This is a genomic window from Melioribacteraceae bacterium, assembly GCA_035362835.1.
GTDB lineage: Bacteria > Bacteroidota > Ignavibacteria > Ignavibacteriales > Melioribacteraceae > DSXH01.
Genome location: DAOSDY010000001.1, coordinates 1 through 13,418, shown reverse-complemented (window position 1 = coordinate 13,418; position 13,418 = coordinate 1). Strand labels below are relative to the sequence as shown.

Annotated in this window: 14 protein-coding genes and 1 rRNA gene; 8 read left to right on the top strand and 7 right to left on the bottom strand. The window is 39.4% G+C overall.

The window, feature by feature from the left end:
• Nucleotides 1-5 precede the first annotated feature (5 nt).
• The 3 genes from PLZ15_00075 to rmuC all read right to left on the bottom strand — a co-directional run bounded on the left by PLZ15_00075 (nucleotide 6) and on the right by rmuC (nucleotide 2,814).
• Nucleotides 6-716 carry a DUF5668 domain-containing protein gene (locus PLZ15_00075; protein HOI28122.1) on the bottom strand — a complete coding sequence of 237 codons (711 nt, stop codon included), beginning with the start codon at nucleotides 714-716 and terminating at the stop codon, nucleotides 6-8.
• 17 nt (nucleotides 717-733) lie between these two features.
• Nucleotides 734-1,423, bottom strand: a complete 690-nt coding sequence (locus PLZ15_00070; protein HOI28121.1) for a LiaF-related protein — start codon at nucleotides 1,421-1,423, stop codon at nucleotides 734-736.
• Nucleotides 1,424-1,581: 158 nt separating this feature from the next.
• Nucleotides 1,582-2,814: a DNA recombination protein RmuC gene (gene rmuC, locus PLZ15_00065; GenBank protein ID HOI28120.1), complete on the bottom strand. Its 1,233-nt coding sequence runs from the start codon at nucleotides 2,812-2,814 to the stop codon at nucleotides 1,582-1,584.
• A 109-nt stretch (nucleotides 2,815-2,923) separates the two neighbouring features.
• Here rmuC and PLZ15_00060 point away from each other — a divergent pair, with 109 nt between their 5' ends.
• The 7 genes from PLZ15_00060 to PLZ15_00030 are packed head-to-tail and all read left to right on the top strand — an operon-like array spanning nucleotide 2,924 to nucleotide 10,692.
• On the top strand, nucleotides 2,924-5,395 hold the full coding sequence (locus PLZ15_00060) for a penicillin acylase family protein (protein HOI28119.1): 2,472 nt from the start codon (nucleotides 2,924-2,926) through the stop codon (nucleotides 5,393-5,395).
• Nucleotides 5,396-5,448: 53 nt separating this feature from the next.
• Nucleotides 5,449-6,402 carry a methylenetetrahydrofolate reductase gene (locus PLZ15_00055; GenBank protein ID HOI28118.1) on the top strand — a complete coding sequence of 318 codons (954 nt, stop codon included), beginning with the start codon at nucleotides 5,449-5,451 and terminating at the stop codon, nucleotides 6,400-6,402.
• A gap of 2 nt (nucleotides 6,403-6,404) precedes the next feature.
• Nucleotides 6,405-7,418: a Gfo/Idh/MocA family oxidoreductase gene (locus tag PLZ15_00050; protein HOI28117.1), complete on the top strand. Its 1,014-nt coding sequence runs from the start codon at nucleotides 6,405-6,407 to the stop codon at nucleotides 7,416-7,418.
• Entirely contained in the window at nucleotides 7,409-8,071 is a 663-nt protein-coding gene (locus PLZ15_00045) for a class II aldolase/adducin family protein (GenBank protein ID HOI28116.1), read from the top strand. The genes PLZ15_00050 and PLZ15_00045 overlap by 10 nt, the downstream gene beginning before the upstream one ends.
• Nucleotides 8,072-8,089: 18 nt before the next feature.
• The gene (locus PLZ15_00040; protein ID HOI28115.1) at nucleotides 8,090-9,091 is read left to right on the top strand and encodes a D-alanine--D-alanine ligase; all 1,002 of its coding nucleotides are present in this window, start codon (nucleotides 8,090-8,092) and stop codon (nucleotides 9,089-9,091) included.
• A complete protein-coding gene (locus PLZ15_00035; GenBank protein ID HOI28114.1) occupies nucleotides 9,091-9,381 on the top strand; it encodes a septum formation initiator family protein in 291 nt (96 codons plus the stop codon). The genes PLZ15_00040 and PLZ15_00035 overlap by 1 nt, the downstream gene beginning before the upstream one ends.
• 12 nt (nucleotides 9,382-9,393) lie before the next feature.
• Nucleotides 9,394-10,692, top strand: a complete 1,299-nt coding sequence (locus PLZ15_00030) for a replication-associated recombination protein A (GenBank protein ID HOI28113.1) — start codon at nucleotides 9,394-9,396, stop codon at nucleotides 10,690-10,692.
• Here the strand turns inward: PLZ15_00030 and dprA are convergent.
• The 4 genes from dprA to PLZ15_00010 form a co-directional block, all read right to left on the bottom strand.
• Nucleotides 10,689-11,810, bottom strand: a complete 1,122-nt coding sequence (dprA, locus tag PLZ15_00025) for a DNA-processing protein DprA (protein ID HOI28112.1) — start codon at nucleotides 11,808-11,810, stop codon at nucleotides 10,689-10,691. The genes PLZ15_00030 and dprA overlap by 4 nt on opposite strands.
• Before the next feature lie 16 nt (nucleotides 11,811-11,826).
• A complete protein-coding gene (locus PLZ15_00020) occupies nucleotides 11,827-12,102 on the bottom strand; it encodes a EutN/CcmL family microcompartment protein (protein ID HOI28111.1) in 276 nt (91 codons plus the stop codon).
• Nucleotides 12,083-12,361: a hypothetical protein gene (locus PLZ15_00015; protein HOI28110.1), complete on the bottom strand. Its 279-nt coding sequence runs from the start codon at nucleotides 12,359-12,361 to the stop codon at nucleotides 12,083-12,085. Before PLZ15_00015 ends, PLZ15_00020 begins: the two co-directional genes overlap by 20 nt.
• Before the next feature lie 135 nt (nucleotides 12,362-12,496).
• Nucleotides 12,497-12,751: a hypothetical protein gene (locus tag PLZ15_00010; protein ID HOI28109.1), complete on the bottom strand. Its 255-nt coding sequence runs from the start codon at nucleotides 12,749-12,751 to the stop codon at nucleotides 12,497-12,499.
• Nucleotides 12,752-13,079: 328 nt separating this feature from the next.
• On the opposite strand from PLZ15_00010, the gene PLZ15_00005 reads away from it, so the two are divergent.
• Nucleotides 13,080-13,418: ribosomal RNA gene (locus tag PLZ15_00005) — 16S ribosomal RNA — on the top strand; the annotation flags it as partial.

The window sequence follows — 13,418 nt, the reverse complement described above, 5'->3', positions numbered from 1 at the left end:
CAGTTCTAATAGCTTGTAATTTCACCGCCGCCGAATATGACGGTCCCTTTTATAATCAGTACGCCTTCTGTTTTTGCATCGCTCATTGCCAGGAATCTTTTGTCTTCAAAACCTCCGAAGATAGCCGAAACGTTTAGAATCACTTTCCAGGTTTTAGGTATTGAAATATCGCACCCGCCGAACAGGCATGTTATCTCAAGCGTGTTTTCTCCGGGGGATAGGGAAGCCCTTGTGAGATCGAGTTTTGTTGAACCGAATATTGTTGTTGCTTTGCCCCCTCTGAAATTATCAGAGTCTATTATTCTGTTTGTGCTGTTGAATATCGACGATTCATCAAGAATGCTGGCTGTTGAAGTCTGAAATTCCTGTTTGCTGCCCTCCGGATTCGTTAATATATTCGGCTCCCGTCTTCTGAACAGAATAAAAAATCCTACAATAATCAGGATTATCGGCCAGTAATCTCTGAGCGAAAATCTTATATCGAATGGTGAGATGTATCCCAGTATCCCGAACAATCCCAGTACAACGAAAACAATTCCCACAACACTGTTTTTAGAGTTGTTCAGAATTACAAGCCCAATAATCAGGAATATTGTATGCCAAGAAAAAATCAAATGGTGGACACTGAAATCGAAATAGAAAAAATTATCTGCAACCAGAAGAGCGCCCACAGCAATAAGAATTATTCCAATCCAGATTTTTCCGTCGTTTTTCATTTTATTACTCCGTAGAATTAATTTTTAATTTCTCCGCCGCCGAATAAAGCAAGGCCTTTTATAACAAGTATTCTGTTCGGATCCTGAACCTTGTTCGGGTCCTTTCTCCTTTTATCGCTGAATCCTCCAAATATCGATAGAACATCGGTCTCAACTTTCCAGTCCGATGGTATTATAAGTGTCGAACCGCCGAAAATAGCTGTCATTTCCAGACTGTTCTCACCTTCGGCAAGCTTCGAACCCATCAGGTTGATTTCTGAACCTCCGAAAATTGAAACTACATTTCCACCCTTGAAATTCTCTGTATTAATTATTTTTGTACCGCCGCCGAATACATTTACATCTTCAAGATAGTCTTTTGCTACTTCACCATCGGGAATATTACTGTCGCGATGGTAATGTTTGAAATGCGCCATTGGCCTGCTTCCTTTTCGTTTGAGAATTATGTAAAGACCGATAACCACAAAGATCAAAGGCCAGAGTTGGGGTACTAAATTGAAAAGACCTATTGCCAGGAAAATAATTCCGGCCGTCTTATTGTCCGATAGGATAAATAATAGCAGACCGAATAGGATGAAAAAATATTCCCATGTGATCATTTCGAAAGGGAAAAATGCAATGTCGTAATTACGTAATAGAAAAAGAACTCCGATTATTACGAGTATAATTCCTACTATTACTCTCGATTTTAGTTTATGCCATGCCATGTTAACCTCAAAGTTTTATTTACCTGTTTAATCTGACGCAAAGATATTAACCGGGTTCTGCCTGATGAATAAGAAATCGGTGAATGGCGGAAATCTGTCGGTAAAAAGTGCCCTGCCAGCCGGTTGGAATAATTGAGATTAGCGAAAAATTATTTCCGCTAATCGATCAGTTTGGTTTCGTCACTGCCCGGGAGTTCCTGAACGTCCTTCAGTTTTCTTTCAATTGCACGCGAGCGTGTCTTTGCCGAGTCTATTGTATCGCTCGCCTGACGCAATTTCTCCTGGGTTTTATCGAGTACGTCGCCGAATTTCGAAAACTCGGTTTTCACTGTTCCGAGCAGGCTCCATACTTCGCTCGAACGTTTCTCGATTGCAAGTGTTCTAAAACCCATCTGAAGACTGTTTAGTATGGCGGTTAATGTTGTTGGGCCGGTCAGTATAACCTTGAAATCATTTTGCAGTTTTTCAAACAATCCAGGTCTGCGTAATACTTCTGCAAAAAGGCCTTCAACAGGGAGGAATAGTAGTGCAACATCCGTGGTGTTCGGAGGGTCGATATATTTCTCGTTAATTGATTTGGCTTCCGCTTTAATTCTGTTTTCCAGTGCTTTCGATGCTTCTTCGATTAAAGGCGGTTCGGCGGAATCCTGAGCGGCTAATAAACGCTGATAGTCCTCCATCGGGAATTTTGCATCTATTGGCAGCCAGCACAATCCGTCTTTATTCTCGCTTCTTCCCGGCATCTTAATCGCGAATTCTACTCTCTCATTCGAATTCTTTTTTGTGCTTATGTTTTTTGAATACTGATCGGGAGTAAGTATCTGTTCAATCAGGTTCTCTAGTTGTATCTCTCCCCATGTACCGCGGGTTTTTACATTCGTTAGGACTTTTTTCAGATCACCTACACCTACTGCAAGGTTTTTCATTTCTCCAAGGCCTTCTCTAACAGCTTCGAGACGTTCGCTTACAAGTTTAAAAGATTCGCCCAGCCTCTTTTCAAGTGTGCTGTGAAGTTTTTCATCAACTGTCTGTCTCATCTCTTCAAGCTTTCTTGAATTATTATCCTGGATCTCTTTGAGCTGCGATTCAACCCGGTTCTGAAGCTTATCGAATTTCTGTTCATTGGTCTGGATCAGTTTAGAAAGCTGATCATATAATTGATCCCCGAATTGTTTAATCGCGCTGCTCAGTTCCTCGCGCTGTGCCTTACCTGTTTTGGACGATTCATCCCGGTTTCTCATAAGCTCATCTCGGAAGGATTTATCTATCCTTTCGAGTTCTTCTTTTAAATTAATCTGCGAAGTGTCCTTTATCCTTTTATAGATAATCCATGTTACAATTACGATTATTATCAGCAGGCCGTATAACCCGATTGTAAGAAACTGATCCATCTCCTTTTCCTCAAAACAATTCTTAAAGTCGTGCGGTTATTTATTAAATATTTTTTTATTCAGCAAATATTATTTCATTATTTTAAATAAGTAATTCAATTGAGATAAAATGAAATCCTGGAAAAAAGTCCTTATCGGTATCGCTGGCACTCTTATTATCATTGTGATATTTCTCTTCGTGATATCATATTTCATGTTGAGAAAATCATTGCCTGAATATGACGGAGAGATTACGGCGAAAGGACTTATCGCGGGTGTTGAGGTGTACCGTGATTCATTTGCTATCCCGATGATCTCGGCGGAAAATGACGAGGATGCAGCGTTTACGCTCGGATTTGTTCATGCACAGGAAAGATTATTTCAAATGGATCTTGCACGCAGAGCCGGGGAAGGAAGATTAAGTGAAGTATTCGGTTCCAAAACCGTCCCTATCGATAAAATGTTCAGAACTGTCGGCATTTATAAGATTGTTGAAGAAAGTCTGTCAAAGATTAATCCCGTCTCACGTAAGATTCTTGAAGCTTATTCCCGCGGTGTGAATAGTTTCATTGAGGATAATAAAGGAAAATATCAGGTTGAATTTGATCTGCTCGGGTACGATCCGTATCCGTGGAAACCTGAACATAGTTTAGTGATTGCAAAACTGATGGGCTGGGAATTAAATATCAGCTGGTGGAGCGATATTCTGTTTTCAAATCTAATTCATAAACTCGGCCCGGAAAAAGCTTCGGAATTGCTACCCGGATTTCCGGAAAATGCTCCAACCATTATTCCTAAAAATATTCCTTCGGTCTCTTCCTCGGCAATGGGTTTTATAAACGTGGATAGAATGTTCAGGGACTTTACCGGTTTTGTAGGGACACATATCGGTTCCAATAACTGGGTTGTTAGCGGTGCAAGGTCTGTTTCTCAAAAGCCGGTTATTGCAAATGACCCTCACCTTGCGCTCTCACTTCCGGGCAAGTGGTATTTTGCAGTAATTAGGAGTGAAAATTGGAATGCTGAGGGTTTTACGATCCCCGGCCTTCCGGCAATTGTGATCGGGAAAAACAGGAATATTGCCTGGGCTATGACGAATGTTATGGCGGATGATTGCGACTTCTATGCAGAGAAACTGGATTCAACCGGAAACCGTTATTACGTCGATAATCAATTGAGAGATCTGGCAGTCTACACGGACTCCTTCGCAGTTAAAGATTCGCTCCACTATAAATTTACAATCAGGAAATCTCACCGCGGGCCTATTGTTTCTGATATTCATACTTTTAATCAGCTCTACCCCGAAGAAGGAAAAGTAAAATCGGTTTTGAGCATGCGGTGGACCGGTTTAGAATTTAGCGATGAATTGTTTGCCGCTATCTCACTTAGTAAAGCTGATAACTGGGAGGATTTTAAATCCGCTCTCAGATTCTTTACTGTTCCCGGACAGAATTTTGTTTACGCCGATGTTAATGGTAATATCGGTTATGTTTGTGCTGCCAGGCTGCCCCTCAGAAGCAGTTTAAGTCCTTCTCTTGTTTATGACGGTTCAACTTCCCAATCGGATTGGAAAGGATTTGTGCCGTATGAAGAAATGCCGAAACTCTTCAACCCTCCCCAGGAATTTATTGCTACTGCAAATAATAAGACCAGCTCCGTTTTTAAGTATCATATTTCAAATATCTGGGAACCTTCTTCTAGAATTGAAAGGATATTTGAATTATTAAATTCCGGGAAACAGCACTCTGTAAAGGATTTTAAAAAATATCAGCTCGATTTTATTTCTCCCTATGCAAGAGAGATTATACCTTACATTCTTAAGGCATTCGAAGATGCAAAAATTAACGACAGGAATTTGAAGACCGCGATTGAGCTGCTGGATAACTGGGATTTTGAACTCACTGCTTCAAGTCAGGTCCCTGCAATTTACCTCCACTTCTTCCACCGTTTGATTAAAAATATTTTTGAAGACGAGTTAGGCAGCGACTTATTGAAAGAATATGTTTTCCTCGCAAATATCCCTTATAGAATTATACTTAAGTACCTTTATGATAATTCATCTTCCTTCTTCGATGATATCCGGACACCTCAGGTGGAGTCGAGAGATCAGATTATAAGAAAGAGTCTCGTAGATGCATTAAGCGAACTCGAGAAAAATCTGGGTGCGGATATTTCAATGTGGCAGTGGGGTAAAATCCACAAAGTTTATCTGAAACATCTCTTCGCCAACCAGTCCGGCTTGATTGATCAGCTAATCAATATCGGTCCTTATGAAATTGGCGGTGACGGAACTACTGTGTTCAATACTGAATATTCGTTCTCCGAGCTTTATGAAGAGAAGAGAGATTTTTCTAAACCGTACAGGTCGGAACCGTTCCGGAATATTCTCGGCCCATCTTTGCGCTACATATATGATTTCGGTGATCCTGAATTTATGGAGATCATTTTACCTGCCGGACAATCCGGATATTTCATGAGCGATCACTATAAAGATATGACCGGTATGTGGCTGAAAGGGGAGTATATCAGAATTCCGCTTTCTGAAAAAGTATTTAAGAGTAAAGCCGGACATCTGCTTAAATTAATGCCCGGTAATTCCTGATAAGAAGTTTATGCGACAAAATGTTAAATTTGACAAACACATAAAGAATCAATATGAAAGTAACTGAACATCTCTATAAAGCAAATCAAACTCTTATCAGTTTTGAACTAATCCCTCCTAAACGTGGGGGCGATATTCGTCAGCTCCTCTCGGTACTGGACGATATAGTTCTCTATAAACCTCCCTTCATCGATATTACAAGTCATGCCGCGGAAGTAATGTATGAGGAAACAACCGAAGGCGGAATGAAAATGAAAGTAAAAAGGAAGCGCCCGGGTACTCTCGGAATATGCGCCCTGATTCAGAATAAATATAATATAGATGCTGTGCCTCATGTCTTGTGTTCCGGTTTTACACGCGAGGAAACCGAGGATTTTCTTATCGAAATTCATTACCTCGGAATTGATAATGTCCTTGCTATAAGAGGTGACGAAAGCGGATTTAATAAACCCCTTAAGTACGGAAGAAGCGCTAATAATTATGGCATAGATCTTATCAGGCAAATTTCTGATCTGAATAAAGGCAAATATCTAGAGGAAGGTTTGCTCGATGCATTTGCAATGGATTTCTGTATCGGAACCAGCGGTTATCCCGAAAAGCATTTCGAGGCCCCCAACCTTTTAACTGATATAAAATATACTCACGCAAAAATTGAAGCCGGTGCTGCTTATATTGTAACCCAGATGTTCTATGATAATAATTTGTATTTCGATTATGTGGATAATTGCAGGAAGGAGGGGATCTCCGTCCCGATTATTCCCGGATTGAAAATTATTACTTCCAGATCGCATGCCCACAGTATACCTAAGAACTTTTATATCGATATCCCTTCCGATCTGGTTGAGGAAATAGACAAATCCAAACCAGAGCATGCGGTCGAGATCGGAGTTGAGTGGACATTTAAACAAGTGGAAGAATTGTTGAATAAGAATGTTCCGGCAATTCATTTCTATATTATGCAGAATTCCAAACCGATAAAAATGTTAATGAAAAAATTGGGACTTTGAAAATGCTAATTAAATCTCCGGGTAAATCAATTATCAGATCCGCAATTCCAAGAAGAATTAAATGGGGTGTTTCCGGATGCGGACATTTTGTTGAAACATCGGTTCTGCCTGCTTTAGCTTTGATCCAGCGGAGTAAACTTGTTTCGGTGTTCAGTCACGATCTTCAAAGGGCTAAACAGGTCGCAGGAAAATTCGGCGCTCAGAATTTTTCGGATAATTTCAGTGACTTTATTAAAGGCGATTTTGATCTGCTCTATATTGCCGGTGCTAATGTAGATCATTACCGGCAGGCCGTCGAAGCAGCTCAGGCTGGCAAGCATATCATCTGCGAAAAACCCGTCGGTATCAACTCCTCTCAAATTGAAGAGATAATTAAAGTCTGCAAAACTTATGGAGTAGTCTTTACGGTTAACTTTACCCACCGGTTCCATCCGCTGGTCTTGAAAGCAAAGGAACTTGTCAACAAGGGAATGATCGGAAAAATAGTTTCTGTCTCCGCTTCATTCAATATCGATTTCGCACCGAGTGATAATTTCAGATTTAAAAAAGATCTGAGCGGCGGAGGCGCACTTAGAGATCTCGGCTCTCATATGATAGATATGATCAGGTTATTCGGCGGTGAAATATCCGGCGTTAAAGGTTATACCGATAATATCGTCTATAAAAGCGAAGTTGAGGATTTTGCATCTGCTATTCTGAAATTTGAAAAAGGGGGATACGGCTATTTTAACGTCTCCTATAATGCCAAGAAGTCGTTTAACAGAATAGAAATTCTTGGTCATAAAGGAGTAATAAGTATTGAAAACTTTATCGGTAAAAAAAATGTATCGGGCAAATTAATAATTGATCTTCAGGGCGAAGCTAAAAAAGCCTTCAGAAAAAGGGCGAATAAAATTTCTTATATGATTAAGTCGGTTCAAAAATCTTTAATTAAAAATCAACCGCCGCTTGTCCCTGGCGAAGATGCTCTTGCTGCAATGAAAATAATGGAAGAAATTGAAAAACAATGTCCCTGAGAAAAGTACTTTTGGATATTTGCCATAGAGTATACGAGAAGGGATTTGTTTCCGCATACGACGGTAATCTATCCGTACGTCTGAGTAATAAAAGAATTCTGATTACTCCATCAGGAAAATGTAAGGGTGAACTTGCACAGGATGATTTTTTGGAGATAGATTATAACGGAAAGTTATTAAAAGGTAAGGGGAAAGTATCTACCGAAGTGAAAATTCATCTGCTGGCTTATAGTAAAAGAGATGATATTAACTCTGTTATACATTGTCATCCGGTTTATGCTACTGCGTTTGCATCCTCCGGACTGGGATTAACTGAACCTGTTCTGCCTGAGGTTATTCTTACTCTTGGCAAGGTTCCTCTATGCAAATACGGAACGCCGTCCACCGATGAAGTCCCGTTGTCCATGTTGCCTCATATCGATTATGTCTGGGCGCTCCTTTTAGAAAATCATGGCGCGGTAACTTTCGGTCACGATATTATGTCAGCGTATTACAGGATGGAAAAACTTGAGCATGCGGCACATACTATTGCAGTTTGTAAATTACTTGGCGGGGAGAAAAAAATACCTGTAAACAAACTCCGGAAACTCTATTCCGTTGCAGAAAAAGAATATGGAATTAAACTGAATAAAAAAAATCGTATGGACTTTTAATTCAATTACGGAAATAATATGTCGAATAATGAAATTAATGTTGCATTGCTTGTTGGAGGTACTTCACCGGAAAGGGAAGTCTCCAAATCTTCTGGTAAATCTGTTCTTAAAGCTTTATACGACCTCGGTTATAAAGTAAAAGTAATTGATCCAGCCTACGGATTAACCCAGCCGAAAGAAGAGTATATCTATTTTGAGGATAGAAATTACTGCGAAATCTCTAACAGAAATCAGCTTGAGGCAATTAACTCAACGCTTCTGGATGGTATTGATATAGTCTTCATTGCAATTCACGGTAAATGGGGAGAAGATGGAACTCTTCAATCTCTACTCGAAATGAGGGGGTTAAAATATACGGGTTCTAAAGTGCTTGCAAGTGCACTGGCGATGAATAAATATATGTCCAAAATTATGTTTCAGCATTTTGATGTTAATACACCGCGCTGGTTTATCGTTGACAGAAACGAAAATGACTATCATCTGATTCGCGAAAAAATAAAAAAGTTTTTCGGATATCCTTGCGTTATTAAACCTAATGACCAGGGCTCTACTATCGGACTTACAATCTGCCGGGGAGATATCGAAGTTGAAAAGGCGGTGAAAAAGGCGCTGGAATTGTCTTCGGTGGCACTTGTCGAAGAGTATATCGCCGGCCGTGAACTTACAGTCGCGATTCTCGGGCAGCAGGCCCTTCCGGTACTGGAGATCAAACCGGTTGACGGATTCTACGATTACGAGCATAAATATACTTCCGGCAAAAGCGAATATATTGTGCCTGCGGTTATTCCTCCTAAGGTCGCCGAGCATCTTCAGCATCAGGCACTTCTTGCTTTTAATTCAGTCGGCTGCGAAAGTTACGCCAGGGTCGATTTCAGATTGACTAAAGATTATAAATCATATTGCCTTGAGGTTAATACTCTGCCTGGTATGACTAATCTTAGTCTGGTCCCCAAAATGGCGGCAGTAGCCGGAATCTCATTTGAAGAGCTGATTGATAGAATTATTAAGAATGCTCTGTAATGGCGAAGCTATCAAATAAATTGATTGTAAGGCTGATTCTTTCTTCTGTTGTAATCTTGGTTATTGCATTTCTTGTATTTAATGAAAATGGTATCCTGAAATATTTGTCCCTGAAAAATCAGTTACATGAACTTGATCTTCAGATAAATAGTGCTGAAGAAAAAATCAGAATGTTGGAAGCGGAAATCGATTCCTTAATCAATTCAAAAGAAAAAATGGAAAAAGTTGCTAGGGAAAGATTCCATATGATGCTTCCGGATGAACGTGTGTTAAAAATTGAGGAAAAATAAATTTTCAATCTGGTGGATAAAAAAAACGATATACCGAATACTCCTCTAGCTGAAAGAATTCGTCCTAAAAACCTTTCTGAATTTCGAGGCCATGAGAACTTAATTGGTAAGGGTAAACCGTTAAGACAAATGATTGAAAATGGTTCATTAAGCTCCATTATTCTTTGGGGTCCCCCGGGTTCCGGAAAAACTACTCTCGCAAGAATCATTTCAGAAACAGTTAATGCGGAATTCTTTCAGGTTAATGCTGTCTCCTCAGGCGTTAAAGAACTTAGAAATGTAATCGAAATTGGTAAAACTAATCTTCTTTATAACCGTAAGACAATTCTTTTTATTGATGAAATCCATCGTTATAACAAAGCTCAGCAGGATGCCCTTCTCTCTTCTGTGGAAAAAGGTGAAATTATTCTGATTGGCGCTACTACAGAAAATCCATCCTTTGAGATAATTCCTGCTCTAAGATCCAGACTGAGAATATTTAAACTCGAAACCCTCAACCGTGAGGATCTGGAAGGAATTTTAAACTACGCCGTTAAGAATGATGATTTTCTTAAAACTCTCGATGTGGAAATTGAAGATCCCGATTTTCTCTTCTACGTCTCCGGCGGCGATGCAAGAATACTCCTGAATATTCTTGAAGCTGCACTTCTTAATCATGTCAGTCAGGAAAGAATAGTTGTAAATAAATCCTCTATTGAAAATGTACTTCAGCAGAAATTTATTATTTATGATAAAGGGGGAGAAGAACATTATAATCTTATCTCCGCATTCATAAAAAGTATTCGCGGTTCCGACCCGGATGCAGCGGTCTACTGGCTGGCCCGAATGCTTGAAGGCGGTGAAGATCCGCTTTTTATCGCAAGGAGAATGATCATCCTTGCTTCAGAGGATATTGGAAATGCTGCACCAAATGGACTTGTAATTGCCGAAGCTGCTTTCAATGCTGTAGATAAAATCGGTATGCCCGAAGCCAGGATTATCCTTTCGCAATGCGCTACCTACCTGGCATCTTCTCCCAAAAGTAATGCCGCCTATAAAGCGATTGATGAGGCACTTGAAGATGTTAAGAACCTTCCTCTCTATTCAGTTCCTCTGCATCTCAGAAACGCACCCACTTCCTTAATGAAGAATCTCGGCTATGGAAATAACTATCGTTACCCTCATAATTTTGAAAATCATTTTTTAGAGGAGAATTATCTGCCGCTCGAATTGAAAGGGAAACAGTATTATAGACCGGCGGAAATAGGATTTGAAAAATCTCTTAAAGACCGGCTTAGTTCGCTATGGCAAAAGTTAAAAAAGTATAATTAATTGATCCTGAACACTTTTCCCGGTAATTGAACAACCAGGCCTTTAAATTCCAGCATCAAAAGATGAACTAAGCAGTCCGAAACGGGTATTGATGTAATTAATGCAATTTCATCAATATGTTTCGGTTCGTTTTTTATGATCGATAAAATTTTATCCTCAAATAGATTCAACTCTACTCCCGGCGTTGCAGGTTTTTCGTGATTTTTAAGTTTGAGCCGGTTTTTTAATTCATCGATAATATCTTCAGTGCAGAATGTAAGTTTTGCCTCGCCTCTCTGAATAAGTAGATTGGGGCCTTCACTCTGTTTCGAGTTTATATTTCCTGGCACGGCAAACACTTCCCGCCCTTGATCCAGTGCGTAAGCCGCTGTCTGCATTGCCCCGCCGTTTAATCTTGTCTCAATAATTAATGTCCCGAGCGATAATCCGGAAATAATCCGGTTCCTTTTGGGAAAATTTTGTGCATCCGGTTTTGTACCGAGCGGGTATTCGCTGATTATTAGTCCGTTTTCAATAATCTGATGATAAAGTTTTTTGTTCTCCGGTGGATAAACTATGTCTAATCCGGATCCTGTTACAGCAATCGTTCTTCCTCCGGATTTTAATGCTCCGTTATGAGCTGCTGAATCAATACCCCGGGCAAGGCCGCTTATAATAGTAACCTTTCTTTCGGCTAGTTCCGTCGAGAATCTTTCTGCCTCTATTTTCCCGTATAACGTGGGCTCGCGTGTCCCGACTATTGCTATTGAATTATAATCTTCTGCCGAAAAGCTGCCCAACGAATAGATTATTATCGGTGGGGAATAGATCTCTTTTAACATTAGCGGATAATCTTCGTCCCAGAATGTTGTTGCTTTGGCATTCAGCTTTTCGAGCCGGCTTAATTCCTCTATTGCAGCTTTTTTTATTTCATTGATATTTTTTTTTGATGAAATAATCCGCTGATAAAGTGTTTTACTGATTCCGTCGATCGATAATAAACTCTTCGGTGAGCTGTTTTGAAATGATTCGAGTGTGTTGAATCTGGAAAGAATCGAGAAGATTTTTTGAGGACCGATCCCATCAATACTAAGGAGAAATTTCAGAAAAGAAATTCTTTCTAATTGATCTGATGACAAATTTTTGTACGGCTCTTTATTCTTTTACTTCTATATTATCCACTATTCCAATAATCATCGTGTTTACCGGAGAATTGCTGTGTCCGAGTATTTGTTGAACAGCATCTCCCTCCTGAACAACTATTACCGTATCTCCAATTCCTGCGTCAATTAAATCGAGTGAAATTACATCTTTATTTCCTATAAGTTTTCCGTTGAAATCAACCTGATGAGTCAGTAGTAATTTATGACCCGTGAGATATCTGTTCTTCTGAGTCGAAACAATATTCCCTTTAACCCTGGCTAGAAACATTCTCTTCTTTTTTCTCTGGTTTTTTGGTAATTAATATAACAAGCGGAAATAGAATAACATAAACTATTAATAAAATTAACGGTGATATGCTGAGTGAAGCCGAATTATCCCATGACCCGATCGACATTACAAAATAACCAAGTACCAGTAATCCGATACTAATAAAAAGCAGAGTGAAATTTAATTTGTTCCAGTAGTCTTTGAATGGTGAAGTTTTTGTCTTCGGGTTCTCTCGGTAAGATTTTTTAAATTTAGCCATCGAATTACCTCTGAAATTTTAAGTAAAAAGCCCAGTGTTGGGGGGAGACACTGGGCTTACGATGCTTACGAAATCATTAATTCCGAAAGCATACGTCTGTAATATAATTTTCATTTATCCCTTTGTCAAGAAGAATTACTTGTTTAGCTGATAGACAATCTTCCGGATTGTGTCGAATTGCAGATAAGGGTAGTCTGTCCTTATTTTCTCAATTGCTTCGCTGGCCGAGAAGTTCTGGGATTTAAATTCAGCAAATTTCTTTCTTATCAGGTGATCGCGCACAGATTTTTCATTAATCAATCCCTTTTTATCCAGAAGAAAATAGATATCGTCGGAAATCAAATCCGATAGCGGATTAACAGATATATTATTTTTAGTGTTCTTTTCCATATTTAGTCCCTTTCAAAATGCTTTTGTTTTTAACACTTTAGAGGGATTTTGGTTCCATTTGTAAAAAAGTGACTTTTTTAAAAAAATATTTTATAAATATTTGGAATTAATAATTCGAGTAGTTATATTTCAAGCCGTGTTTTTTAGAAACCTTTGAAAAATTGCCTCGAGAAGTTCCTTTTTAACTAAAAGATCAATTAATACTTGACAAATCAAAAATTAAGTATTAAGTTTCTCGTCCGCATTTAAGAAAGTTCTTTGACAGAGTGAGTAACTAAAGAAATTCTTTAGAAGTTAAACTTTGAGATTACATAAGCTTACAAAACTTACAACGGAGAGTTTGATCCTGGCTCAGGACGAACGCTGGCGGCGTGCCTAACACATGCAAGTCTACGAGAAAGGGGTAGCAATATCCTTAGTAAAGTGGCGCAAGGGTGAGTAATATGTAAGTAATCTACCCATGGGTTCGGAATAACTCGTCGAAAGACGGGATAATACCGTATAATGCAGCGGCATCGCATGATGATGTTGTTAAAGCTCTTGAAGCGCCTATGGATGAGCTTGCATCCGATTAGCTAGTTGGTAGGGTAATTGCCTACCAAGGCTACAATCGGTAGCTGGTCTGAGAGGATGATCAGCCACACTGGAACTGAGACACGGTCCAGAC

Excerpts from the sequence above, each read along its gene's own strand:
- PLZ15_00075 (HOI28122.1), bottom strand. The coding sequence starts at position 716 with ATGAAAAACGACGGAAAAATCTGGATTGGAATAATTCTTATTGCTGTG.
- PLZ15_00070 (HOI28121.1), bottom strand. The coding sequence starts at position 1,423 with ATGGCATGGCATAAACTAAAATCGAGAGTAATAGTAGGAATTATACTC.
- rmuC (HOI28120.1), bottom strand. The coding sequence starts at position 2,814 with ATGGATCAGTTTCTTACAATCGGGTTATACGGCCTGCTGATAATAATC.
- PLZ15_00060 (HOI28119.1), top strand. The coding sequence starts at position 2,924 with ATGAAATCCTGGAAAAAAGTCCTTATCGGTATCGCTGGCACTCTTATT.
- PLZ15_00055 (HOI28118.1), top strand. The coding sequence starts at position 5,449 with ATGAAAGTAACTGAACATCTCTATAAAGCAAATCAAACTCTTATCAGT.
- PLZ15_00050 (HOI28117.1), top strand. The coding sequence starts at position 6,405 with ATGCTAATTAAATCTCCGGGTAAATCAATTATCAGATCCGCAATTCCA.
- PLZ15_00045 (HOI28116.1), top strand. The coding sequence starts at position 7,409 with ATGTCCCTGAGAAAAGTACTTTTGGATATTTGCCATAGAGTATACGAG.
- PLZ15_00040 (HOI28115.1), top strand. The coding sequence starts at position 8,090 with ATGTCGAATAATGAAATTAATGTTGCATTGCTTGTTGGAGGTACTTCA.
- PLZ15_00035 (HOI28114.1), top strand. The coding sequence starts at position 9,091 with ATGGCGAAGCTATCAAATAAATTGATTGTAAGGCTGATTCTTTCTTCT.
- PLZ15_00020 (HOI28111.1), bottom strand. The coding sequence starts at position 12,102 with ATGTTTCTAGCCAGGGTTAAAGGGAATATTGTTTCGACTCAGAAGAAC.
- PLZ15_00015 (HOI28110.1), bottom strand. The coding sequence starts at position 12,361 with ATGGCTAAATTTAAAAAATCTTACCGAGAGAACCCGAAGACAAAAACT.
- PLZ15_00010 (HOI28109.1), bottom strand. The coding sequence starts at position 12,751 with ATGGAAAAGAACACTAAAAATAATATATCTGTTAATCCGCTATCGGAT.